At 71.4% G+C, this 24624-nt stretch carries 21 protein-coding genes; 16 read left to right on the top strand and 5 right to left on the bottom strand.

Features of this window, described 5'->3' with window-relative positions; all coding sequences use genetic code 11:
- Nucleotides 1–40 precede the first annotated feature (40 nt).
- The 5 genes from tsf to dxr all read left to right on the top strand — a co-directional run bounded on the left by tsf (nt 41) and on the right by dxr (nt 4908).
- Nucleotides 41–967 (top strand): translation elongation factor Ts, encoded by a 927-nt coding sequence (gene tsf, locus ACLBYB_RS13360; RefSeq protein ID WP_042676079.1) that lies wholly within the window; start codon nt 41–43, stop codon nt 965–967.
- Between the two features lie 466 nt (nt 968–1433).
- Entirely contained in the window at nt 1434–2156 is a 723-nt protein-coding gene (pyrH, locus tag ACLBYB_RS13355) for a UMP kinase (RefSeq protein ID WP_026604897.1), read from the top strand.
- A 113-nt stretch (nt 2157–2269) separates the two neighbouring features.
- Nucleotides 2270–2833, top strand: coding sequence for a ribosome recycling factor (gene frr, locus ACLBYB_RS13350; RefSeq protein ID WP_020092978.1), 564 nt, complete (start codon nt 2270–2272; stop codon nt 2831–2833).
- 19 nt (nt 2834–2852) lie between these two features.
- The gene (locus ACLBYB_RS13345) at nt 2853–3710 is read left to right on the top strand and encodes a phosphatidate cytidylyltransferase (RefSeq protein WP_447681455.1); all 858 of its coding nucleotides are present in this window, start codon (nt 2853–2855) and stop codon (nt 3708–3710) included.
- Nucleotides 3711–3729: 19 nt separating this feature from the next.
- Nucleotides 3730–4908 carry a 1-deoxy-D-xylulose-5-phosphate reductoisomerase gene (gene dxr, locus ACLBYB_RS13340; RefSeq protein ID WP_091680444.1) on the top strand — a complete coding sequence of 393 codons (1179 nt, stop codon included), beginning with the start codon at nt 3730–3732 and terminating at the stop codon, nt 4906–4908.
- A 115-nt stretch (nt 4909–5023) separates the two neighbouring features.
- Here the strand turns inward: dxr and ACLBYB_RS13335 are convergent, their stop codons facing one another.
- Nucleotides 5024–5662 carry a TetR/AcrR family transcriptional regulator gene (locus ACLBYB_RS13335; RefSeq protein ID WP_447699052.1) on the bottom strand — a complete coding sequence of 213 codons (639 nt, stop codon included), beginning with the start codon at nt 5660–5662 and terminating at the stop codon, nt 5024–5026.
- A gap of 137 nt (nt 5663–5799) precedes the next feature.
- On the opposite strand from ACLBYB_RS13335, the gene ACLBYB_RS13330 reads away from it, so the two are divergent.
- From ACLBYB_RS13330 to lpxB, 9 genes are all read left to right on the top strand, one after another.
- Nucleotides 5800–7062, top strand: coding sequence for an HlyD family secretion protein (locus ACLBYB_RS13330; RefSeq protein ID WP_447699051.1), 1263 nt, complete (start codon nt 5800–5802; stop codon nt 7060–7062).
- Nucleotides 7063–7070: 8 nt separating this feature from the next.
- Entirely contained in the window at nt 7071–8657 is a 1587-nt protein-coding gene (locus tag ACLBYB_RS13325) for a DHA2 family efflux MFS transporter permease subunit (RefSeq protein WP_447699050.1), read from the top strand.
- 180 nt (nt 8658–8837) lie between these two features.
- Complete coding sequence (locus tag ACLBYB_RS13320; RefSeq protein WP_020092984.1) at nt 8838–9992, top strand: M50 family metallopeptidase; 1155 nt, start codon at nt 8838–8840, stop codon at nt 9990–9992.
- A gap of 422 nt (nt 9993–10414) precedes the next feature.
- Nucleotides 10415–12985, top strand: a complete 2571-nt coding sequence (bamA, locus tag ACLBYB_RS13315; protein WP_447699049.1) for an outer membrane protein assembly factor BamA — start codon at nt 10415–10417, stop codon at nt 12983–12985.
- A gap of 51 nt (nt 12986–13036) precedes the next feature.
- Nucleotides 13037–14095, top strand: coding sequence for a UDP-3-O-(3-hydroxymyristoyl)glucosamine N-acyltransferase (gene lpxD / locus ACLBYB_RS13310; protein WP_447699048.1), 1059 nt, complete (start codon nt 13037–13039; stop codon nt 14093–14095).
- 109 nt (nt 14096–14204) lie between these two features.
- Nucleotides 14205–14681 (top strand): 3-hydroxyacyl-ACP dehydratase FabZ, encoded by a 477-nt coding sequence (gene fabZ / locus ACLBYB_RS13305; protein WP_020092987.1) that lies wholly within the window; start codon nt 14205–14207, stop codon nt 14679–14681.
- Nucleotides 14678–15496: an acyl-ACP--UDP-N-acetylglucosamine O-acyltransferase gene (gene lpxA, locus ACLBYB_RS13300; RefSeq protein WP_056533043.1), complete on the top strand. Its 819-nt coding sequence runs from the start codon at nt 14678–14680 to the stop codon at nt 15494–15496. The genes fabZ and lpxA overlap by 4 nt, the downstream gene beginning before the upstream one ends.
- A gap of 11 nt (nt 15497–15507) precedes the next feature.
- Nucleotides 15508–16371, top strand: a complete 864-nt coding sequence (locus ACLBYB_RS13295; RefSeq protein WP_447699047.1) for an LpxI family protein — start codon at nt 15508–15510, stop codon at nt 16369–16371.
- A complete protein-coding gene (gene lpxB / locus ACLBYB_RS13290; protein ID WP_447699046.1) occupies nt 16368–17546 on the top strand; it encodes a lipid-A-disaccharide synthase in 1179 nt (392 codons plus the stop codon). The genes ACLBYB_RS13295 and lpxB overlap by 4 nt, the downstream gene beginning before the upstream one ends.
- 9 nt (nt 17547–17555) lie before the next feature.
- Here lpxB and ACLBYB_RS13285 read toward each other — a convergent pair whose 3' ends face one another.
- A complete protein-coding gene (locus tag ACLBYB_RS13285; protein ID WP_091978215.1) occupies nt 17556–18245 on the bottom strand; it encodes a peptidase inhibitor family I36 protein in 690 nt (229 codons plus the stop codon).
- Between the two features lie 22 nt (nt 18246–18267).
- On the bottom strand, nt 18268–18900 hold the full coding sequence (locus ACLBYB_RS13280) for a 2OG-Fe(II) oxygenase (RefSeq protein WP_056533055.1): 633 nt from the start codon (nt 18898–18900) through the stop codon (nt 18268–18270).
- A 291-nt stretch (nt 18901–19191) separates the two neighbouring features.
- Between ACLBYB_RS13280 and ACLBYB_RS13275 the strand changes: the two genes are divergently transcribed.
- Nucleotides 19192–19509 (top strand): hypothetical protein, encoded by a 318-nt coding sequence (locus tag ACLBYB_RS13275; RefSeq protein ID WP_026604902.1) that lies wholly within the window; start codon nt 19192–19194, stop codon nt 19507–19509.
- Nucleotides 19510–19657: 148 nt separating this feature from the next.
- Nucleotides 19658–21769 carry an ABC transporter ATP-binding protein/permease gene (locus ACLBYB_RS13270; protein WP_091680454.1) on the top strand — a complete coding sequence of 704 codons (2112 nt, stop codon included), beginning with the start codon at nt 19658–19660 and terminating at the stop codon, nt 21767–21769.
- 155 nt (nt 21770–21924) lie between these two features.
- On the opposite strand, the gene eda is transcribed toward ACLBYB_RS13270, so the two are convergent.
- Nucleotides 21925–22551, bottom strand: a complete 627-nt coding sequence (eda, locus tag ACLBYB_RS13265; RefSeq protein ID WP_447699045.1) for a bifunctional 4-hydroxy-2-oxoglutarate aldolase/2-dehydro-3-deoxy-phosphogluconate aldolase — start codon at nt 22549–22551, stop codon at nt 21925–21927.
- 22 nt (nt 22552–22573) lie between these two features.
- Nucleotides 22574–24400, bottom strand: a complete 1827-nt coding sequence (gene edd / locus ACLBYB_RS13260; RefSeq protein WP_447699044.1) for a phosphogluconate dehydratase — start codon at nt 24398–24400, stop codon at nt 22574–22576.
- Nucleotides 24401–24624 lie beyond the last annotated feature (224 nt).

Raw genomic sequence — 24624 nt, 5'->3', positions numbered from 1 at the left:
GCCGGGCCTCTCGCATCCAGACCACACGAAAGGGACCGCCATGGCCAACATCACCGCCGCGATGGTGAAGGAGCTCCGGGAGAAGACCGGCGCCGGCATGATGGACTGCAAGGGCGCGCTCAACGAGACGCAGGGCGACATCGAGGCCGCCGTCGACTGGCTGCGCAAGAAGGGTCTCGCCAAGGCCGCCAAGAAGGCCGGCCGCGTCGCCGCCGAGGGCCTCGTCGCCGTCGAGTCCGCCGGCCGCCACGCCGCCGTGGTCGAGGTGAACTCCGAGACCGACTTCGTCGCCCGCAACGACGCCTTCCAGGCCTTCGCCCGCGAGGCCGCCAAGATCGCGCTCAACACCGACGGCACGCTCGAGGGCCTCCAGGCCGCCCATTTCCCGGGCGCCACCGAGACCGTCTCGGAGAAGCTGCAGGCCCTGATCGCCACCATCGGCGAGAACATGAACCTGCGCCGGGTCACCAAGCTCGAGGTCAAGAAGGGCGTCATCGCCTCCTACGTGCACAACCAGATCTCCGAGGGCCTCGGCAAGATCGGCGTGCTCGTGGCGCTCGAGTCCGAGGGCGACGTCGACGCGCTCTCGGCGCTGGGCCGCCAGATCGCCATGCACATCGCGGCGACCAACCCGGTGGCGCTGGACGCCTCGGGCGTCGACGCCGCCACGGTGGAGCGCGAGTCGAACATCCTGCGCGAGAAGAACGCCGGCAAGCCGGACCACGTGATGGCCAAGATCGTCGAGAGCGGCCTGAAGAGCTACTACAAGGAGGTCACCCTCCTGGAGCAGCCCTTCGTGCACGACGGTTCCAAGACCGTGAGCCAGGTCCTCAAGGAGGCCGGCTCCAAGGTCGGCGGCCCCGTGACCCTGACGGGCTTCGTCCGCTACGCGCTGGGCGACGGCATCGAGAAGGAAGAGGGTCCGGACTTCGCCACCGAGGTCGCCCAGCAGGCCGGCCGCGCCTGAGACAGACCGCGAGCGCCCGGTTTGCCGGGCCTCCATCGTGAGATCAGCCCCGTCCGGCACGAGCCGGGCGGGGCTTCGCGTTTCCGGAGCCGCCCGATCGATCCGCGCGGGGTCGTGTTGCGCCGCACACTCCGCCGTGCGGCGCCGCGCTACGGTCCGGTCATGCCTCTGAAGCCCTTCTCCTACCTCATGATCGGCGTGTTCGCCTCCGGCCTCGCCATGACCGTCTTCGGCGCCGTCGGCGTCCTCGCCGGCAGCTGAGAACAGGCGCCGGCGCTCGGACCCGGACCGCGACGGCGGCGCAGACGTCCTCCCAGGGCGCACGTCTCTCGCACGTCGCTCGCGCGCCGGTAGCATTTCGGTCCACGATCCCCGCCGTATCGGTGGCGGGCCCCTCGACGGCGCTCGGGCGGTTGACGTAGAAGCCTCCCCGCTCACGCGATGCGGGATGGAGCCGGGGGCCCAGATGCCGGAGACGACGCCGTTTCGCCGTATCCTCGTGAAGCTGTCGGGGGAGGCGCTCGCCGCTCCCGACGGCTACTGGTTGCATCCGCCGACGCTGGCGGCGCTCGCCGAGGACATCGCCCGCACGATCGAGTCGGGCGCCGAGATCGCCATCGTGGTGGGCGGCGGCAACATGATCCGCGGCGCGCGGATCTCCGCGGCCGGCTGGATCGACCGGGCGACCGGGGATTCGCTCGGCATGATGGCCACGGTGATGAACTCGCTGGCGATCGAGACGGCGCTCAACGCCGCGGGCGTGCAGGCGCGGACCATGTCGGCGGTGTCGATGCCGACCATCTGCGAGACCTATGCCCGCCAGCCGGCCCTGCACCACCTGGACAAGGGCCAGGTCGTCGTCCTCGCCGGCGGCACCGGCAACCCGTTCTTCACCACCGACACCGCCGCGGTGCTGCGCGCCGCCGAGCTGCGCTGCGACGCGGTCCTCAAGGCGACGCAGGTGGACGGCGTCTACTCGGCGGATCCGAAGAAGGATCCGAGCGCCACGCGCTACGACCGCATCACCCACGACGAGGCGATCGCCCGCGACCTCAAGGTGATGGACACCGCCGCCTTCGCGCTGGCCCGGGAGAGCCGCCTGTCGATCGTGGTCGGCTCGCTCCACCCGCCGAGCTCGATCGCCGCAATCCTGTCGGGCGACGCGCCCTCGACCCTCGTGGCGCCCTGACGCGCGGCACGACCGGGCCGCGACCGTTTGCGGCCCTGAAAAAATTCGTCCATTGAGGCCGCGACTGCCCGCGCCGGGCTCAAGACCACGTCAGACGTCTCGGGACGACCCTCATGGCCACACCGGAATTCGATCTCAACGACATCAAGCGCCGCATGCAGGGCGCTGTGTCCTCGCTCTCGAAGGATCTCGGCTCGCTGCGCACCGGGCGCGCCACGCCGTCGCTCCTCGACCCGATCCAGGTCGACGCCTACGGCTCGATGATGCCGATGGCCCAGGTCGCCACCGTCAGCGTGCCGGAGCCGCGGCTCCTGTCGATCTCGGTCTGGGACCGCAGCATGGTCACGGCCGTCGAGAAGGCGATCCGCGAATCCGACCTCGGCCTCAACCCGCAGACCGAGGGACAGACCATCCGGCTCCGCATCCCCGAGATGAACGAGCAGCGCCGCAAGGAGATGGTCAAGGTCGCCCACAAGTACACCGAGGAGGCCCGCGTCGCCGTGCGCCACGTGCGCCGGGACGGCCTCGACCATCTCAAGAAGCTCCTGAAGGACAGCGCCATCTCGGAGGATGACGAGAAGCGTCAGGCCACCGACGTGCAGAAGGCGACCGACCAGTACATCGCCGAGATCGACGGCGTGCTGGCGTCCAAGGAGAAGGAGATCATGCAGGTCTGAGGCGAAGGGCAGGACGCGCGTGACCTCCGCCGCCGCACCGGCCGCGCGTCCCTCGGGACGGCGCGAGCTGTGGCTGCGCGTCGCCTCGGGCCTCGTGCTCGGCGCCGGCGTGCTGGCCGCTCTGGTCTATGGCGGCTGGCCCTTCGCGGGGATCTGGCTCGCCGCCGGCATCGTCGGCTTCGCCGAGTGGATGGTGATGAGCCGCACCGAGCCCCGCGAGGTGCTGATCGCGCTGGGCGCGGCGACGCTCGGCGCCCTGCTGCTCTGCCAGCGCGGCGGCGCCCCGACGCCGGCCTGCCTCGCGGTCCTGCTGCTCGGCGCCGCGGCCTGCGCCACGGTGGCGCGGACCGGACGGGGCCGGCTCCGCGCCTTCCTCGGCGTGCTCGGCGCGGCGGCGATCGCGGCGGTGCCGGTGGCCCTGCGCGACGACCCCGCCATCGGCCTCGTCGGGCCGGCCTGGATGTTCGCGGTGGTCTGGTCCACCGACATCGCCGCCTACTTCGCCGGCCGGAAGATCGGCGGCCCCAAGCTGATGCCCCGGGTCTCGCCCAACAAGACGTGGTCGGGCGCCCTCGGCGGCCTCGCCGGCGCGGTCGCGGCCGGGACGCTGGTGCCGGTGGTCGCCGACCTCGCCGGCATGACCCTGCCCAGCGCCGCCTCTCTCCCGGTCGTGGCGGGCGTGAGCGCGCTCGCCTCGGTCCTGAGCCAGGCCGGCGACCTGATCGAGTCCGGCCTGAAGCGCCATTACGGCGTCAAGGATTCGGGCAAGATCATCCCCGGCCATGGCGGCGTCATGGACCGGCTCGACGGATTCTTCGCGGTGGCCGTGCTGGCGGCCGTCTATCTCGCCCTGCGCGGCGGCGGTCTGATCCCGTGACGATGAGGGAGTTGAACCCGTGACCCAGGTCGTCACCGTCTTCGGCGCCACCGGCTCGATCGGCCGCTCCACCGCCGACCTCCTGGCGCAGCACGCCGACCGGTTCCGCGTCGGCGCCCTGGTCGGCGGCAAGGATCCCGTCGCCCTGGCCAAGGTCGCCCGCGAGCTCAACGCCTCCTTCGCGGCGCTCGCCGACGAGGCCGCCGGCCCGGCGCTGGCCGAGGCCCTGTCGGGCTCCGGCATCCCGAGCGGGGCGGGGGAGGCGGCCGTCATGGAGGCCGCCGCCCGCGACGCCGACATCGTCGTCGCCGCCGTGAGCGGGGCGGCCGGGCTGAAATCGACCCACGCCGCCCTCCGGCTCGGCCGCAAGGTCGCGCTCGCCAACAAGGAGAGCCTCGTCTGCGCCGGCGACGCCTTCATGCGCGACGCCGCCCGCTACGGCGCCACGATCCTGCCGATGGATTCCGAGCACGACGCGCTGAGCCAGGCGCTGGCCGGCCGGCCGCTCGCCGACGTCCGCACCATGATGATCACGGCCTCGGGCGGCCCGTTCCGGACCTGGACCCGCGAGCGGATCGCCGCCGCCTCCGCGGCCGAGGCCGCCGCCCATCCGACCTGGTCGATGGGCATGAAGATCAACATCGATTCGGCGAGCCTGATGAACAAGGGCCTCGAGCTGATCGAGGCGCACCACCTGTTCGGCATCGAGCCCGAGCGCCTCGACGTGGTCGTGCACCCGCAATCGGTGATCCACGGCATGGTCTACTGGCTCGACGGGGCGGTGACCGCCGAGCTGGCGCTGCCCGACATGCGCGTGCCGATCTCGCACTGCCTCGGCCTCGGCGACCGGCTGACGATCGAGCGCGGCCGGCCCCTCGACCTCGTGAAGCTCGGTTCGCTGACCTTCGAGGCCGCGGACGAGGCGCGTTTCCCGTGCCTGCGGATCGCCCGCGCGGCCCTGGCCGCCGGCGGCGCGGCGCCCACCGTGATGAACGCCGCCAACGAGATCGCGGTGGCGGCCTTCATCGCCGGCCGGATCGGCTTCTACGGGATCAGCGATCTGGTCGAGCGCGCCTGCACCCACTTCGCCGGCCAGTACCGGGCCGCGCCCGCCGACGTCGACGAGGCGCTCGCCATCGACGCCCACGTGCGGATCTGGAGCGCCGAGGCCCTGCCGGAGCTGCGCGCCGCCGGCTGAACCCGGTCATTGCGAGCGCAGCGAAGCAATCCAGCGACGCCACGCTCGCAGAATGTCGCGCCGCCCTGGATTGCTTCGCTGCGCTCGCAACGACGTTTCCCGCCTGAGCCGCGCCTCAGCGCCCGGGGCCGTACCCGGCCAGGAACACGCGCACCGCCTCGTCGACCTGATGGCGCATCTCGGCCTCGCCGGCGATGCCGCCCGCCGCGAACAGCAGGCGGGTCAGCAGACCCGCCTGGCAGAGATGCAGAAAGTGCCGGGCCGCGAGCTCGGTGTCGGCGATCGTCAGGCGTCCCGCCTGGACCTGCGCGTCGAGGTAGCGCGAGAGGCGCTCGACGCCGCAGGCCGGACCGGCCTGGTAGTAGACCTGCCCGAAGCGCGGAAACTTCTCGCTCGCGCCGATGACCATGCGGACCAGCGAGACGTGCGCCGGCCGGCACATCTCGGTCAGGAAGCTGCTTCCGAGCCGGGTCAGGACGCCCGGCACGTCGGGATCGTCCGCGTCCAGGGTGAACAGGGCCTCCGCGAGGCTGGCCTTCTCCTGAATGGTCAGCGCCTCGAACAGGTCCTCCTTGTTCTCGAAGTAGACGTAGAGCGTGCCCTTCGAGACCCCGGCCGCCCGCGCGATCTCGCCCATGCTGGCGCCGTCGAACCCCGCCGCCAGGAACACCGTCCGTGCGCCCTCGAGGATCTGCTGCCGCTTGTCGCCCTCGTGCTGGGCCTGACCCCGCTCCAACGCCGCACCCTGAGCCATGATCCCGCTCCGCACCGTGACACCGTCACGCTTGACCGAACCGTTCGGTCAAAATAACCTGCGGCTTCTTCGGGGGCGCGTCAAGCCGTGCCTCGTTATTGACCGAACGGTTCGGTCATTGATGTCGAGGCGCTGATATGTCCCTTCGCGAGGACGCCGATCGGCCGAGTTCCGGTCTCGATGCCGCTATTGAGTCCCGAATCGAGGCCGGGGACGAGGCGCGCGCCGAGCGCACGGCTCCGGCCGCGCCGGCCCCCGCCGCGGCGTCCCTGCCGACGCCCGTGCCGGTCGAGGCGCCGCCCGCCCGCAAGCGCTCCGTGAAGCGGCTCGTCCTGCTCGGACTGCTGACGGCCGCCCTGGGCGGCGGCGCGTATCAGGGATGGCAGTGGTGGACCGTCGGGCGGTTCTTCGTCTCGACCGACGACGCCTACGTCCAGGCCGACATCTCGGTCCTGGCGGCCAAGATCCCGGGCTATCTCCAGTCGGTCCCGGTCGTGAACGGCCTCGCGGTGAAGAAGGGCGACGTCATCGCCAAGCTCGACGACGGCGACTACCGCCTCGCGCTGCAGGCGGCGCAGGACAAGCTCGCCACCCAGGAGAGCACGATCGCGCGGATCGGCCGGCAGGCCGAGGCGGCGCAGGCCCAGGTCGCCCAGGCCGCCGCGCAGCTCGACGCGACCCGCGCCGACGCCGTCCGCGCCCAGGCCGACTTCGCCCGGTCGACGCAGATGCAGGCGGATTACGTCGCCAAGTCGCGCATCGACCAGACCCGCGCCGACCGCGACCGCACCGAGGCCTCCGTGAAGGCCATGGAGGCCGGCCTCCTCGCGGCCCGCGCCAACGTGGACGTGCTCCAGGCGCAGAAGCGCGAGGCGGAGAGCCTCGCGGCGGAACTCCGCACCGCCGTCGACCGGGCCCGGCGCGACCTCGACTTCACGGCGATCCGCGCGCCCTTCGACGGGGTGGTCGGCAACAAGGCCGTCGAGGCCGGCGCCTATGTCGGGCCCGGCACGCGGATCGCCGCGCTGGTCCCGCTCCAGAGCGTCCGGATCGACGCGAACTTCAAGGAGACCCAGGTCGAGCGCATGCGTCCCGGCCAGCCGGTGACCGTGACGGTCGACGCCTATCCGGACCGCGAGATCCACGCCGTGGTGGAATCGTTCTCGCCGGCCTCCGGCTCGGTGTTCAGCCTGCTGCCGCCCGACAATGCCACCGGCAACTTCACCAAGATCGTCCAGCGCCTGCCCGTGCGGGTGCGCGTGCCCGAGGAGGTCGCCCGCGAGGGCCTGCTGCGGCCGGGCCTGTCGGCGGTGGTCCGGGTCGATACCCGCACCGGCGCGGACCGCTCCGTCCTCGACCGCGCCTCCGCGCCGCGGCCGGTCAGCACCGCGAGCCGCTGAGACCGGCGATGGCCGCCAGTGCCGCCCTCGCGCCCGGCGCGCCGATCCGCGCCGCCGATCCGCCCCTCGACCGCCGCCGCATGGTGGCGTTCGTCTGCATGGTCTTCGGCATGTTCATGGCGATCCTGGACATCCAGATCGTCTCGGCCTCCCTGAACGAGATCCAGGCCGGGCTCTCGGCCTCCGGCGACGAGATCCCCTGGGTCCAGACCAGCTACCTGATCGCCGAGGTCATCTCGATCCCGCTCTCCGGCACCCTGTCGCGGGTGCTCTCGACGCGCTGGATGTTCGCCATCTCGGCGGGCGGCTTCACCCTGATGAGCCTGATGTGCGCCACCTCCTCGTCGATCGGCGAGATGATCGTCTGGCGGGCGCTCCAGGGCTTCATCGGCGGCGGCATGATCCCGACCGTCTTTGCCGCGGCCTTCACGATCTTCCCGCCCTCGAAGCGGACCATCGTCTCGCCGATGATCGGCCTCGTGGCGACGCTGGCACCGACGATCGGGCCGACGGTGGGCGGCTACCTGACCGACCTGATGTCGTGGCACTGGCTGTTCCTGATCAACGTCGTGCCGGGCATCTTCGTGACGGTCTCGACCTGGATCCTGGTCGATTTCGACGAGCCCAATTACGGCCTGATCCGGTCGTTCGACTGGGCCGGACTCGCCTTCATGGCCGGCTTCCTCGGCTGCCTCGAATACGTGCTGGAGGAGGGGCCCAACCACGACTGGCTGCAGGACGAGGCGGTCTTCGCCTGCGCAATCGTCTGCGGGACGTCGGCGCTGCTGTTCTTCTGGCGGGTCTTCACGGCGAAGCAGCCGATCGTCGATCTCAGGGCCTTCTCGGACCGGAACTTCGCCAGCGGCTGCGTGGCGAGCTTCGTGCTGGGCATCGGCCTCTACGGGCTGACCTACATCTACCCGGTCTACCTCGCCCGGGTGCGCGGCTACTCGGCGCTGATGATCGGCGAGACGATGTTCGTCTCCGGCCTGTGCATGTTCGCCACCGCGCCGATCGCCGGCCGGCTCTCGGGCAAGGTCGATCCCCGGATCATGATGGGGATCGGCTTCGTCGGCTTCGCCTGCGGCACGTGGATCGTCACGGGCCTCACCAAGGACTGGGACTTCTACGAGCTGCTCGTGCCGCAGATCCTGCGCGGCTGCTCGCTGATGCTGTGCATGATCCCGATCAACAACATCGCGCTGGGCACGCTGCCGCCGGCGCGGATGAAGAACGCGTCGGGGCTGTTCAACCTGACCCGCAACCTCGGCGGCGCGGTCGGGCTCGCGCTGATCAACACGATCCTCAACGACCGCTGGGACCTGCACCTCGCCCGGCTGCACGAGCGCTTCACCTGGGCGAACACGGCCGCGCTGGAGCGGCTCGACGCGATGCAGCGCGGCTTCGACGCCTACGGCAGCGCCGCCTCCGACATGGCGCTGAAGGCGATGACCAACACGGTGCGGATCCAGGGCCTCGTCATGGCCTTCGAGGACGTGTTCCTGTCCCTCACCGTCCTGTTCCTCGCGATGGCCTGCGCGGTCCCCATGATCCGGCGGCCGAAGGCCGGCGCGGGCGGGGGCGGCGGCCACTGACGGGCGGTCCCCGACGGGCGGGACCGACCCCGCGCGATCGGCCGGTGCGGAATCGGACGGCGCGTGCGACCTTCCGCGGCCGGGCCGCAGGATTGCGTTGGCGGTCGGCACCGCCGATCTGCTAGACAGGGCGGATGGCCGGCCCGAGAAGCCGGCGCCGAGACGGCCAGGATACGGCTTATGGACTTCCTCAACGCGATGGGCGGAACCGCCGGCGGTTTCTTCGGCGCCGTGATCCCGTTCCTGTTCGTGCTCACCGTCGTGGTGTTCGTGCACGAGATGGGCCACTTCCTGGTCGGGCGCTGGTGCGGGGTCGGCGTGCACGCCTTCTCGCTCGGCTTCGGTCCCGAGCTGTTCGGGTTCAACGACCGGCGCGGCACCCGCTGGAAGGTCTGCGCGATCCCGCTCGGCGGCTACGTGAAGTTCCACGGCGACGTGAACGGCGCCAGCATGCCCGATCCCGAGGCGGTCGCCCGGATGAGCCCGCACGAGCGGGCGATCAGCTTCCCGACCCAGCCCGTGTCCAAGCGCGCCGCGATCGTCGCCGCGGGCCCGGTGGCCAACTTCATCCTGGCGATCCTGCTCTTCGCGGGTGCCATCTGGCTCGGCGGCCGCTACGAGCTGCCCGCCCGGGTCTCGTCGGTGGAGCCGAACAGCGTCGCCGCCCAGGCCGGCTTCCAGCCCGGCGACGTGATCACCGCCATCGACGGCGAGAAGATCGGCGACTTCAACGCCATGTACCGCACGGTGACCGGCAGCGCCGGGACGCCGCTGACCTTCACGGTGGAGCGCAACGACCAGCCCATCACCATCCAGGCGACGCCGGCCACCTTCGAGGAGAAGACGCCGTTCGGCCGCCACCGGATCGGCCGGCTCGGCATCCGCTCGCCCGCGGGCTCCGAGGCGCGACTGGTGCAGTACGGGGCGCTCGACTCGCTCAATCTCGGCGTGAAGGAGACCTACTTCGTCGTCGAGCGCACCTTCTCGTATCTCGGCAAGCTCGTGACCGGGCGGGAATCCGCCGACCAGCTCTCGGGTCCGATCGGCATCGCCCGCGTCTCCGGCGAGGTCGCCAAGACCGGCGGCGTCGGCGGCCTGGTCGGGCTGATCGCCCTGCTCTCCGTCTCGATCGGCCTGCTCAACCTGTTCCCGGTGCCGCTGCTCGATGGCGGCCACCTGCTGTTCTACGCCTTCGAGGTGGTGCGCGGCCGCCCGCTGAGCGAGCGGGCCCAGGAGATCGGCTTCCGCATCGGCCTCGCCCTGGTGCTGATGCTGATGCTGTTCGCCGCCTGGAACGACATCCTCAACCTCGGCGCCTCCTGGCGGAACACCTGATCCGGGGCCGGCGGGGATCCCGGGATCCCCGCCGGATCTCCACCGGAAACGCTGCCCCAATCCCGCCGCGATCTCGCCCGGACACCGCCCGGATGACGCCGCGCCGGCGCGTCGAAACGGGGTTAACGGGGCGTTCACGGGACCGCGAGCGTCGCGAAAAAGGGCCGACCGCTCAGGCGTTTACGGCGCGTTCACCATGATCCGCGGTTTGCCCGTAAGCTGACCGCACCGTTAAGTGGCGCGAAGGCCACGACCCCCCAAAATCCCCTGACGATGGCCTCCCGCGCGTTTGCTTGGCAGGGGAATCCCGCTAAGAGCTACGCTTGGACCGAAGCCACGCTTGGACCAGGTGACGGGACGGCCGATCAACGGTCGCCTGTGACGGGCTAACCCCCGCGACCAGAACAGAAACGGGCGATTGCATGATGTCGTTGACGGGGAAGCCCCGACGTAAGTCGGTGCGGAAAACCATCGTCCTAGTCACTGCCGGTCTGGGTGTCGTCCTGAGCGGGGCTGCCCAGGCGCAGCAGATCGTCGTCCAGGGCAACCACCGCGTCGATGCCGACACGATCCGGTCCTACGTGACCGGGACGGCGTCCGGCTCCGCCGAGGAGGCCCGCCGCAACCTGCTCGCTAGCGGGATGTTCTCCGACGTGAAGGTCGCCCAGTCGGGCGGCCGCACGGTGGTGACCGTCCGCGAGAACAACCTGATCAACCGCGTGGTCTTCGAGGGCAACAAGAAGATCGAGAAGGCCACCCTGGAAGGGGTGGTCGAGGCCAAGTCCCGCGGGCCGTACAGCGAGGCGATCATCAACGCCGACCTCGCGCGCATCCGCGACGTCTACAAGCGCTTCGGCCGCGGCACCGCCAAGGTGACCTACCGGACCGTGGACCTGCCCAACGGCCGCGTCGACGTGATCTACCAGATCGACGAGGGCGACAAGACCGGCATCCTCTCGATCAACTTCGTCGGCAACAACGCCTACTCGGAGCGGACGCTGAAGGGGCTGATGAGCTCCTCGGAGATGAACTTCCTGTCGTTCATCAAGACCTCCGATGTCTACGATCCCGACCGCATCACCAACGACCTCGACCAGGTCCGCCGCTACTACCTGAAGAACGGCTACGCCGACTTCCAGGTGGTCAGCGCCGACGCGCGCTACGTCGAGGGCGACAAGTCCGGCTACGTCATCACCATCACGGTGAGCGAGGGCGAGCAGTACCGGGTCGGCGCCGTCCAGGTGGATTCCCGCCTGCCGGGCCTCGACACCGCGAAGCTCGACAGCGACATCGCCACCTCCGTGGGCGACGTCTACAACGCCGACGACGTCGAGAAGACGCTCAACAACGTCACCCGCCAGGTCAACCGCGCCGGCTACCCGTTCGCGCAGGTCCGCCCGACCGGCCAGCGCGACCCGGCGAGCCACCAGGTCTCCCTCGGCTTCGTGGTCGAGGACGGCCCGCACGTCTACGTCGAGCGCATCAACATCCGCGGCAACACCCGCACCCGCGACTACGTCATCCGCCGCGAGCTCGATATCGCGGAGGGCGATGCCTACAACCGCGTGCTGACCGACCGCGCCGAGCGGCGCCTGAACGGCCTGGGCTTCTTCAAGAAGGTCCGCTTCTCGAACGAGCCGGGCTCGGCCCCGGACCGCGTGGTCATCAACATCGACGTCGAGGATCAGCCCACGGGTTCGTTCTCGGTGGCGGGCGGCTACTCCACCCAGGACGGCATCATCGGCGAGGTCTCGGTCTCCGAGTCGAACTTCCTCGGCCGCGGCCAGTACGTCCGCCTCGCCGGTACGGGCGGCCAGTACTCGCGCGGCGTCGACTTCTCGTTCACCGAGCCGTACTTCCTCGGCTACCGCCTCGCGGCGGGCTTCGATGCCTTCTACAAGTACTCCGACCTGACCCGGTACTCGCGCTACGAGACCACGGTGTACGGCGGTCAGCTGCGCCTCGGCCTGCCGATCACCGAGGAGTTCGGCATCACGCTGCGCTACTCGCTGTACAACACCGAGCTGAAGGTGCCGAACACCCTCAAGCGGCCGTACAACGACTGCTCGATCCCGATCCCGGGCTACACCGCCACCTACGCGGCGGGCACGATCGACCCGAACACCGGCCGCAACATCGGCGGCCAGTCGATCTACCCGAACTGCGCGTATGACGGCGAGGCCTCGATCGCCATCAAGGGCTCGCAAGGCAACACGCTGACCTCGCTGGCCGGCCTGACGCTCGCCTACTCGACCCTCGACGTGATCGGCGCGCCCCGCAACGGTCTCTACGCCGAGCTGAAGCCCGACGTCGCGGGCCTGGGCGGCGACTCCAAGTTCTTCCGCGTGACCGCCGACGCGCGGTACTACAAGGAGATCTTCGAGGACGTGGTCGGCTTCATCCGCTTCCAGGGCGGCCACATCTCGTCGCTCAACAACGACCCGCTGCGGGTGACCGACCAGTTCTTCCTCGGCCCGTCGCTGGTCCGCGGCTTCGCGCCGAACGGCATCGGTCCGCGCGACGTCGGCATCGCCGACGCCCGCTCGAACGCCATCGGTGGCTCGACCTACGTCGGCGGCACCCTCGAAGTGCAGTTCCCGCTGCCCCTCGTTCCGCGGGATCTGGGCCTGAAGGGCGCGCTCTTCGCCGATGCCGGCACGCTGTTCGGCTATCACGGCCAGCGGAACTTCAACGTGAACGGCGACGCCTTCATCAACGGCATCTCGCCGACGACCGGGAAGTGCAACTTCAACGCCTTCACGATCGGCGTGGAGCCGGAATGCGTGAACGTCCGCGACACGGCGGCGATCCGCTCCTCGATCGGCGCGTCCATCCTGTGGAACTCGCCGCTCGGCCCGATCCGGTTCGACTACGCCTACGCTCTGTCCAAGGACGAGGGTCAGAAGGTGTTCGTCCCGATCCTCGGCAAGTTCGGCCATATCGGCGCGGATCAGGTCCAGGCCTTCCGCTTCTCCGGCGGCTCGCGCTTCTGATAAAAAAACACGCGCGCCGGCCGGATTCTCCCGGTCGGCGCGTTGTCGGACATGACAGATCCCGTCTTCTTCACCGCCGCCACCGGCCTCACCCTGGCCGAGATCGCGGCCGCCGCCGGCCTCGGCCTCCCCGAGGGAGCGGATCCGGATCGCCGGTTCAGCGGCGCGGCCTCCCTGGAGAGTGCCGGTCCGGACCACCTCGCCTACATGGACAATGCCCGCTACGGCGACGCCCTCGCGGCGACGCGTGCGGGCGTGTGCCTCATCTCGCCCCGCTTCGCGGCGCGCTGCCCCGCCGGAACCGTCGCCCTCGTCAGCCGCGATCCCTACCGCGCCTACGCGGCCCTGCTCGGCCGCCTGCACCCGGACGCGCTGCGTCCCGGTTCCCAGTTCGCGGTCCGCGGCGTCGCCTCCGGCGCCCACGTCCATCCCGAGGCCCGGCTCGAGGACGGGGTCACGGTCGATCCCGGCGCGGTGATCGGGCCGGGGGCCGAGATCGGCGCCGGCACGGTGGTCGGGCCGAACGCCGTTATCGGGCCGGGCGTCCGGATCGGGCGCGACTGCGCGATCGGCGCGGGCACGACCCTCAGCCACGCCCTCCTGGGCAACCGGGTGATCCTGCATCCGGGCGCCCGGCTCGGGCAGGACGGGTTCGGCTTCGCCATGGGCGCCACCCACCTCAAGGTGCCGCAAGTCGGGCGGGTCATCGTGCAGGACGACGTCGAGATCGGCGCCAACACCACGGTCGACCGGGGCGCCTCGCGCGACACGGTGATCGGGGAGGGCACCAAGATCGACAACCTCGTGCAGATCGCCCACAACGTCGTGATCGGCCGCCACTGCGTCATCGTGTCGGGGGTCGGCATCTCGGGCTCGACCACGCTGGAGGATTACGTCGTCCTCGGCGGTCAGGTCGGTGTCGTCGGCCACCTGCGCATCGGTCGCGGCGCGCAGATCGCCGGCTCGTCCAACGTCAACCGCGACGTGCCCCCGGGCAGCCGCTGGGGCGGGACGCCCGCCAAGCCGGTGCGGGCTTGGTTCCGCGAGCTGACGACGCTCGCGCGGCTCGCGGAACGCTCGGGCAAGGAGCCCGCGGGAGACGACGCCTGACCGGGAAGGCCTTGCGCTTCCGGCGATTTCTTCCGAAGAGGGCGGTCGGCGCGCCGGTGGCGGCCGGATTGCGGGCCGCCGATGGCGGCAAGTCGAGGTGCGGATATCGATGAGTGAGGCGGCGCGCGAGACCGGCAGCGAGCTGGGCATAGCCGATATCCAGACGCTGCTGGAGCTGCTGCCGCACCGCTACCCGTTCCTGATGGTCGACCGCATCGTCGAGATCGACCGGGACGAATCCTGCGTTGGCATCAAGAACGTCACGGCCAACGAGCCGCAGTTCATGGGCCACTTCCCCGACATGCCGGTCTTCCCGGGCGTGCTCCTGATCGAGGGCATGGCGCAGACGGCGGGGGCGATCTGCTGCCGCCACATCCGGGCGGACGGGCGGAACACCAAGCAGGTGTTCTTCATGACCATCGACAAGTGCAAGTTCCGCAAGCCCGTCACCCCCGGCGACCAGGTGCGCTTCCACATGACGAAGCTGAACCAGCGCCGGACCATGTGGTGGTTCCGCGGCGAGGCCCGGGTCGACGGCACGCTGGTCGCGGAGGCCGAGATCAGCGCTATGCTGGTGACGGAGTGACCGCCCCCGTCATCCACCCGAGCGCCGTGATCGAGTCCGGCGCCCGGATCGGCGACGGGGCGCGGATCGGCCCCTTCTGCCATGTCGGGCCCGAGGTCGTGCTCGGCGCGGACTGCGAACTCATCAGCCACGTGGTCCTGGCGGGCCGCACCGCGATCGGCCCCCGCACCCGGATCTTCCCCTTCGCGTCGATCGGCCACCAGCCGCAGGACCTGAAGTACCGGGGCGAGGCCTCGACCCTGACGATCGGCGCCGACTGCCTGATCCGCGAGGGCGTCACCATGAACCCGGGCACCAGCGGCGGCGGCCTGGAGACCGTGGTCGGCGACCACTGCACCTTCCTGGCCAACTCGCATGTCGGCCACGATTGCCGGGTCGGCGCCCACGTGATCTTCTCCAACAACGTCATGCTGGCGGGCCATTGCAGCGTCGGCGACTACGCGATCCTGGGCGGCGGCGCCGCCGTGATCCAGTTCGCGCGGGTCGGCGCGCACGCCTTCGTGGGCGGCCTGTCGGGCCTGGAGAACGACTGCATCCCCTACGGCATGGTGCTCGGCAACCGGGCCTACCTGTCGGGGCTCAACATCATCGGGCTGCAGCGCCGCGGCTTCGCCCGCGAGGACATCCACGCGCTGCGGCGCGCCTACCGCCTGCTCTTCGCCCCCGAGGGCACGCTGATGGAGCGGGTGGAGGACGTGGCCGCGACCTTCGAGTCCCACGCGGCGGTCGCCGAGATCCTCGACTTCATCCGCCTCGGCGGCAAGCGCTCGATCTGCACGCCGCGCGAGGTCCCGACCCCGATCAGCGCCGCCTGAGCGGCCGGGCCGTGACCGAGGCCGATCCCGCCCCCGAGGGGGCCCTGGTCCTGATCGCGGGGGCGGGGCGCCTGCCGGAGCTCGTCGCCGAGTCGCTCCGCCGGGCGCGCCGGCCCTTCCGGGTGATCGCGCTGCGCGGCTTCACCGGCCCGGCCCTGCGCGCCGGCGCCGACGCCACGGTCGACCTCCTCGATCTCGCGGCCACCCTGAAGCTGCTGCGGCTCTGGGGACCGGCGACCGTGGTGCCGGCGGGCGGCGTCTCCCGCCCGAGCCCGGCCGCGATCCTCAACGCGGGCGCCGCCCTGCGCAACCGCGAGGCCCTGCGGGCGATCGCCGGCGGCGGGGACGACCGCCTGCTGCGGGCGGCGGTCGCGCTGGTCGAGGAGGCGGGCCACCGGGTTGTCGGCGTCCACGAGGCCGCGCCGGACCTGCTCTGCCCGAACGGCCCGCTCGGGCGCCGGGCTCCGGACGCGGAGGCGGCCGCCTCGATCCGCACCGGGCGCGGCGTCCTGGACGCCCTCTCGCCCTACGATCTGGGGCAGGCGGTCGTCCTGGCCGGCGACCGGATCCTCGCCGTGGAGGGGCCGGAGGGCACGGACCGCATGCTGGCCCGGGCTCGGGCCCTGGGGCGGCGCCCCTTCGGGTTCGGCCGGGCGATGCCCGCGACCGTGCTGGTGAAGGCCCCGAAGGTCGGCCAGGACCGCCGCATCGATCTCCCGGCCGTCGGTGCCCGCACCGTGCGCAACGCGGCCCGGGCGGGCTGCGCCGGGCTCGCCCTGGAGGCGGGCGGGACTCTGGTCATCGACCAGGCGGCGACGGCCGCGGAGGCCGACCGCCTCGGCCTGTTCGTGGTCGGGTACGGGGGCGCGCCGTGACCGGCCGACCCCGCACGATCTGGCTCGTGGCCGGCGAGGATTCCGGCGACCAGCTCGGCGCCAAGCTGATGCGCGCCCTGCGCGAGGCCGCGCCCGACACCGTCTTCGGCGGCGTCGGCGGCGAGGCCATGGCGGAGGCGGGGTTCGCGTCCCTGTTCCCCCTCGATGACGTCGCGGTGATGGGCTACCTGCCGGTCCTCGCCCGGGCCAGGACCCTGCTCCGCCGCATCCGCCAGACCGTCGAGGCGACGATCCGCGCGCGGCCCGACGTGCTGGTGATCATCGACAGCCCGGGCTTCACGCACGCGGTGGCGCGACGCGTGCGCAGGGCGGCCCCCGGCATCCCGATCATCGACTACGTGTCCCCGAGCGTCTGGGCGTGGCGGCCGTGGCGGGCGAAGGGCATGCGGCCGTTCATCGACCACGTGCTGGCTTTGCTCCCCTTCGAGCCCGACGCGCATCTGCGGCTCGGCGGCCCCCCCTGCACCTATGTCGGGCACCCGCTGATCGAGCGCCTCCCGGAACTGCGGCCCGGCGCGGCCGAGCGGGGGCGGCGCGAGGCCGTTCCCTACAGCCTCGTGGTCCTGCCGGGCTCCCGCCGGTCCGAGATCGAGCGGCTGATGCCGGTCTTCGGTGCGGCGCTAGCCCGCGTCGCCGAGGGCCTGGCGGTCGAGGCGGTGCTGCCCGCCGTGACTCGGCACAGGGCCCTGATCGAGCGGCTGTCGGCCGAGTGGCCGGTGCCGGTCCGCATCGTCACCGGCGAGGCGCCGAAATACGCGGCCTTCCGGGAGGCCCGGGCGGCGCTCGCCGCCTCCGGCACGGTCACGCTGGAGCTGGCGCTCGCGGGCGTCCCGATGGTCGTCGCCTACAAGGTCTCGCGGGCGGAGGAGTTCATCGCCCGCCGGCTGATCCAGGTCCCGAGCATCGTGCTGCCGAACCTGATCCTCGCCGAGAACGCGATGCCGGAATTCGTCCAGGCCGACTGCACCCCGGAGCGTCTCGCCGGCGCCCTGCGGCCGCTCCTGGCCGGCGGTCACGAGCGCGACGTCCAGCTCGCCGCCCTCGGCCGCATCGACGGGCGGATGCGGCTCGCCGCGGCGGACACGCCGAGCCGGGCCGCGGCGCGGATCGTCCTGCGCGCGGCCGGGGGGCAGGGCGCGGATCCGGCGGCGTGACGGCGCCGCTTAGCCGGCGCGGCGGCCGCAGCGGATATAGGTCGAGGTCCCGCGGCTGCTCGACCAAGTCAGGTGCTCGCCGTCGACCTGCAGGCGGACCTGCGACGACCAGTGGCGGCCGCGATCGCTGCACTCGGCGGCCGTGACCCAGGCGCCACCGCTCCGCCGCACGTCGTGGAACAGGCACAGCGTGCGGCCCGCGCGGGCGCGGTCCTGCGTGATCGTGGCCGGGATGTAGCCGCGGCGGCGCGAGCGCGCTCCGCAGGCCTCCGGCGTCGGGCCCCAGACACCGACATACTCGGCGGCGGGCACCGCGGTGGGCACGGCGGCGGCCGGAGCGGCGCCCGGGGCCGGGCGGGCATTCGCCGTGGTCGCGGGCGGCGCCGCGGCACTCTGCGGGGCCGCGGGCGCCGGCGAGGCCGCCATGGCGGTCTGGCCGGGCGGCTCGGCCGGGGCGGTGAGCGGGTCGGGCTCGTCGAGCATCACGACGCGGCGCGCAGGGCGCGGCGCGGCGGACCCCGCCGCGGACGGGCTCGCTTCCGGCGGGGACGGGCGGAACGGCAGGTCCTCGGTCAGGTAGGCGGCGCTGTAGGCGAACAGGCCCACCCAGCCGAGGATGAGGAGGGTCGGCAAGGCGAAGCGACGCCAGGAGCCGGAACGCGCCCCGTCGCCCGGATCCGCCAGAACGACCGCCCCCATGGTCCGCCCCCCTCTCGTCCGCTCAGCGGCCGAAGATGCCCTTCAGGAACTGCGCCGTGCGGTTGCGCTTGCGCTTGCGCTCCAGCTCCGACGCGTCCCTGAGCCACGCCACCTGGACCACGCGCCGCTCGCCCTCGAAGGGCTCGTGGCCGTGCCAGGAATTGTCCGCCCGCAGGAACGCGAACATCGTGCCCATGGTCGGCGGGACCTCCACCGCGAAGGGCTCATAGTTGCGGCCGTCGTAGAGCACCCGCAGGCGGCCGGCCGCCGGGGCGTCCCAGGCGTCGTTCATGTAGACGAGCAGGGTGAGCACCTTCGACGGGCCGTCAGTGTGGATCGAGCCGTATTTCAGCTGGCTGCGGCGCATGATGGTCGTCAGGCGCGGGCAGGAGACGAGGTCGATGCCGAACTTCTCGCCGAGGATCTTCGAGAAGGCGTCGCTCTCCAGCTCGTCGATCAGCGCCTTGAACCGGCCCTTCAGGGTGACCTCGTCGACCGTGAGGTAGCCGGGCTTGGCGATGTCCGGGAAGTCGCGCCGGATGTCGTCGATCGCGTCGGGATTCAGGACGTTGCTGCCGAGCGTGTAAGCGTAGGGCTCGCGGGAGACGGGCGCGGCGCGCACGGCGGAGATGTCGAGGATCGAGAGAGCGGACATCGCTGGGTCCCTTGGCTCCGGCGCCGGTCGGCCGGCACGCGGGGCGCCGGAGACGCGTGCCGGGGGGCCGGTCCAGCCGTCGTGCCGGGGCCGCCCGCGCAGGCGTCCACGACCACAAATCTACTGCTGCTTCCGGCGATCCCGGAATCTCCTAATCCGCCGATTGCGGCGGTCCGACGGCGAAAGCGGCCCGGTGGCGCATTCCGGTGACAGTCTGGGGCGGCCCGCTTGTGCAGGATGGCGCCAGACCCGCGGGCTTTCTTCCCGGGTGCGTACCGGAACCCGTGCCCGATGAGGCCGTTGGCCCTCGCTCTGCTGTTCGCCCACCTCGCCGCCGTCGCGGCCGGGGTCGAGGCCCGTGCGCAGTCGCGGCCGCCGCGCGGCTCGATGACGGCCCGCATGACCTGCTCCGAGGCGATGGCCCTGGTGAAGAACGAGGGCGACGTGATCATCGCCGCCGGGGCGGCGCCGGAGCGGTTCGTCAGCAATCCCGGCCAGTGCAGCGGCGCGGAGATCGCCGAGCTGCGCTTCGCCCCGACGCGCGACAACCCGCAATGCCCGATCGGCTACCATTGCCGCGAGCCCGGCTTCGAGGAGTGGAACTGGTAGCCGCGGCGCCCGCGTAAATCGCCGCACCGCCGGAACGTGACCAAAGTTTCACGCGACAGCGCGGGCCGAGTGCCACTATCTGGCCATCTGCCGGGGCCAAGGCCGCCGGCGGCGCCCCGGGCGGGCGCGCACGGATGGGGGATCGACGGTGGCAGCACTCAGGACCGGACTGGGCATCCAGGCCGTGCTCACGGCCCTGGCCGCGCTGATCCTGCTGGCGTTTCCCGGAATCCCGAGCCCGCCGCTCTACGTCTCCCTCGCCGGCTTCGCCATGGCGGGCATCCTGATCGCCTCGAACGGCATCTCGGCCTACCTGAAAGTCTTCGTCTCGGTCTACGGCGTCGGTTACCTGCTGCTCGCCGGATCGAAGACGATCGCCGCCATGGGGCTGCTGCCGCCGGTGATCGCCGCGCTGCTCCCGCCGGCCTTCGCCGCCACCGGCGCGGTGGTCTTCGCTGCCATCGTACTCGGCATCTCGCATCTCGAGCCGATCCGCGCGATCACCAACATCGCCGACCCGTACTTCGCCAATCGCGACAAGCCGACCAAGGAGATCGGCCTGTTCCGCTGGTTCGGCACCACCGAGGGCCGGATCGGCCGCAACCTCGTGGCGCTGTCGATCTTCGTGAACTTCGCCGACGTGGCGCTGACGCTGCGGTTCAACTTCTTCTACCGCGACATCTACAACTCGCTCCAGGAATACGACGCGAACGCGTTCTGGTACCAGCTGCTCTGGGTGTTCGTGCCGCTGGCCACGCTGAACATCGCCATCGGCATGTTCGACCTGTTCGTCGATTCCTCGCTGCTCATCCGCTGGCGCACGTGGCTGACCCACAGCCTGTACGAGCGCTGGCTCGGCAACGGCACGCATTACCGGATCCCGTTCACCGACGAGGAGGCGGACAACCCGGACCAGCGCATCCAGGCCGACGTCAACAGCTTCATCGTGCAGACCACGACGCTGTCGATCCGGCTCCTCAGCCAGGCCGCGCAGCTCGTCTCGTTCATCGTGATCCTCTGGACCCTGTCGCGCGACTTCGTCGTGCCGTTCACCGACACGGTGATCCCGGGCTTCCTGGTCTGGCTGGTGATCGCCTACGCGGTGGTCGGCACGTGGCTCACCCACCTGATCGGCCGGCCGCTCATCGGGCTGGACTTCCGGCAGGAGCAGGTCGAGGCGAATTTCCGCTTCGCGCTGGCCCGGAACCGCATCTACTCCGAGCAGATCGCCCTGCTGCGCGGCGAGCGGGCGGAGGCCTCGCGGCTCTCGAGCCTGTTCCACAGCGTGATCGACAACTACGTCGGGATCATCTTCCGCCGCATCAAGCTGATCGCCTTCACGTTCAGCTACCGGCAGGCGAGCGTCATCTTCCCGATGGTGCTGGCGGCCCCGTCCTTCTTCGCCAAGAAGATCACGCTGGGCGCGCTCCAGCAGACGTCCCAGGCCTTCAGCCAGGTGCAGAGCTCGCTGTCGTTCTTCGTGGACTCGTACACGACGCTGGCGGCCTACAAGGCCAATACCATCCGTCTCGGCTCGTTCCGAAGGGCCATGACGAAGGCCGAGGCGCTGGAGGCGGCGGGCTACGGCCTCGTCCAGGGGAACGAGAGCACCGGCGACGTCACCGCGCGCGGCCTCGTCCTCGCCCTGCCGAACGGGAAGCCGATCGTCACCGCCGACGCGCTGACCCTGCCGCGCGGCGGCGCGACCCTGGTCACGGGCCCCTCCGGCTCGGGCAAGTCGACCCTGTTCCGGGCGATCGCGGGGATCTGGCCGTTCGGCAAGGGCCGGGTCGACGTGCCCGCCGGGCAGTCGGCCCTGCTTCTGCCGCAGCGGCCCTACATTCCGCAGGGGACCCTGCGCGGCGCCGTTGTCTACCCGAACACCACCGACCAGTTCTCGGACGCGGCGATCCGGGACGCCCTGACGGCCGCCCAGCTCCCCCACCTCGTCGACCATCTCGACGAGAGCGACACCTGGGAGCGGCGCCTGTCGGGCGGCGAGCAGCAGCGGCTGGCCATCGCCCGCGCGCTGCTGGCCAAGCCCGAATGGCTGTTCCTCGACGAGGCGACGGCCTCCCTCGACGAGCCCTCCGAGGCCGCCCTCTACCGGATGCTGCGCGAGCAGCTCCCCGGCACGACGATCGTGTCGATCGGTCACCGCTCGACGCTGGACGCCTTCCACGACCGGCGCATCGCGCTCGAGCCGGAGAGCGGTGTCTTCGTCCCGCGGGTGCAGAGGCAGCCGCTGCCGGCGGAGTGAGGGGCTGCAACAGCTCCCACCGCTCTGCGGGGCGGGGCCGCGCCCTCTCCGTCATCACGAGCGCAGCGAAGTGACCCAGGGCAGCGCGACATCCTAGAGATGTGGCGCGACCCTGGATTGCTTCGCTTCGCTCGCAAGGACGTCGGTTGCGGGGCTTACGCCTTGCGCAACCCCGCGGCGGCCCGGGCCGCCCGCTCGATCGCCGCCGGATCCGGCGTGCCGGGCTTCACCACCCAGCTGCCGCCGACGCAGAGCACGGACGGGATCGACAACCAGTCCGGGGCGCTCAGCTCGGTGATCCCGCCCGTCGGGCAGAACCGCACCACGCCGAACACCGCCGCGTGCGCCTTCAGCGCCTTGATCCCGCCCGCGGCCTCCGCCGGGAAGAACTTGAACCGGTCGAGCCCGTGGTCGAGGCCGCGCATGATGTCGGCCGCCGTCGCGACGCCGGGCAGGTAGGGCACGCCGTTGGCCTTGGCGGCGTCGGTCAGCGGCTCGGTGAGGCCCGGCGAGACGATGAACTCGGCCCCCGCCGCCAGGGCCTTCTCGAGATCGCGCGGGTTGAGCACCGTCCCGGCGCCCACCACCGCGCCCTCGACCCGGGTCATCTCCCGGATGACATCGAGGGCGGCCGGGGTCCGCAGGGTGACCTCCAGGGCGGTCAGGCCGCCCTTCACCAGGGCCTCGGCGATGGGCCGCGCCTGCGCCGCGTCGTCGATCACCAGGACCGGAATGACGGGCACGGAGCGCATCAGCGCGTCGATGCTGGTCAGATCGTTCATGGTCGGCAACTCCCTCTCGGTTTCAGAGGCCGGCGGCGGCGAGCATCGCCGAGGCGCCCCGCTCCGCCGTGTCGGCCCCCTGGCGCATGAACGCGAACAGCTCCCGCCCGGTGCCCTGCGCCGGCTCCGGCGCCTCGGCCTCGGGGCGGCCCGCGAGTTCCGCCTCGTCGACCAGCACCTCCAGCAGCCCGTCGGCCGCGCTGAGGCGGACGATGTCGCCGTCGCGGATCCGCCCGATCGGGCCGCCGCCGAGCGCCTCGGGGCTCAGGTGGATGGCGGCCGGCACCTTGCCGGACGCGCCCGACATCCGCCCGTCCGTCACCAGGGCGACCTTGTGGCCGCGGTCCTGCAGCACGCCGAGCGGCGGCGTGAGCTTGTGGAGCTCCGGCATGCCGTTCGCCTTCGGGCCCTGGAACCGGACCACGACCACGACGTCGCGCTCCAGCTCACCGGCCTTGAACGCCTTCAGCACCTCGTCCTGATCGGAGAAGACCCGGGCCGGGGCCTCGATGGTGCGGCGATGCTCCTCGACGGCGCTGGTCTTGAACGTCGCCCGGCCGAGATTGCCCTTCACGAGCCGCATGCCGCCGTCGGGCTGGAACGGGTTGCCGGGCCGGCGCAGCATCGTGTCGTCCAGGCTCTCCGGCACGGCGTCCTCGAAGACCAGCTCCTCGCCGTCGAGCTTCGGGTCGCGGGCGTGGTCGCGCAGCGTCTGGCCCGACACGGTCAGGATGTCGTCGTGCAGGAGGCCCGCGTCGAGCAGGGCCGCCATCACGAAGCTCATGCCGCCCGCGGCGTGGAAGTGGTTCACGTCGCCGGCGCCGTTCGGGTAGACGCGGGCGATCAGCGGCACGGCGCTGGAGAGCCGGTCGATATCTTCCCAGTCGATGACGATGCCGGCCGCGCGCGCGATGGCCGGCAGGTGGATCGCGTGGTTGGTGGATCCGCCCGTTGCGAGCAGGCCGACCGCGGCGTTGACGATCGCCTTCTCGTCGACGCAGAGGCCGAGCGGCCGGTAGTCGTTGCCGGCGCCGCCGATCTCGGTGAGCCGGTGGATCGCCGCCCGGGTCACGGCCTGGCGCAGCTTGGTGCCGGGGTTGATGAAGGACGCGCCCGGCATGTGCAGGCCCATCATGTCCATCATCATCTGGTTGGAGTTGGCCGTGCCGTAGAACGTGCAGGTCCCGGCCGCGTGGTAGGAGGCGGACTCGGATTCGAGCAGCTCCGCCCGGCCGACCTTGCCCTCGGCGTAGAGCTGGCGGATCCGCTGCTTCTCCTTGTTGGCGAGGCCCGACGGCATGGGCCCGGCCGGGATCAGGATCGTCGGCAGGTGGCCGAAGCGGAGCGCCCCGATCAGCAGGCCCGGCACGATCTTGTCGCAGATGCCGAGCAGCGCCGCGCCGTCGAACATGCCGTGGCTCAGCGCGACCGCGGTGGAGAGCGCGATCGTGTCCCGGGAGAACAGCGACAGCTCCATGCCGCTCTGCCCCTGCGTGACGCCGTCGCACATGGCCGGCGTGCCGCCCGCGACCTGCGCGGTGGCGCCGCGCTCCCGGGCGAACAGCTTGATCTGCTCCGGGTAGCGCCCGTACGGCTGATGGGCCGAGAGCATGTCGTTGTAGGCGGTGACGATGCCGATGTTCATCACCGTCCGCTCGTCGCGGATCGCCGCCTTGTCCTCGCCGGAGGCCGCGAAGCCGTGGGCGAGGTTGCCGCAGGCGAGCTTCCCGCGCCGGACCCCCGCCTCGCGCTCGCGGGCGATCAGGTCGAGATAGGCGCGCCGGGTCTCGCGGGAGCGCGCCACGACGCGCTCGGTGACCGCCGCGACCTCGGAATGAAGCTCGGTCATGCTCGTTCCTCCAGGCTCGGTGCCGACGGGCGCGCGGCCGAGGCCGCGAGTCGGGATCGGCCGCGCGCCCGCGTCGGTGGCCGGTATCTAAGGGGTGCGCCGCGGGATGTAACCCGGGGCGGGCGCCGACGCTGACATGAGGTCTGCCCGCCGGCTCAGGAAACCCCAAGTCCGAGGCCGCGGTCGCTGTCACGTTCGACCGATGCCGCCCGCATCGTCATCAC

Source organism: Methylobacterium sp. D54C (assembly GCF_053345595.1).
This window is presented reverse-complemented; position numbering and strand designations above follow the sequence as displayed.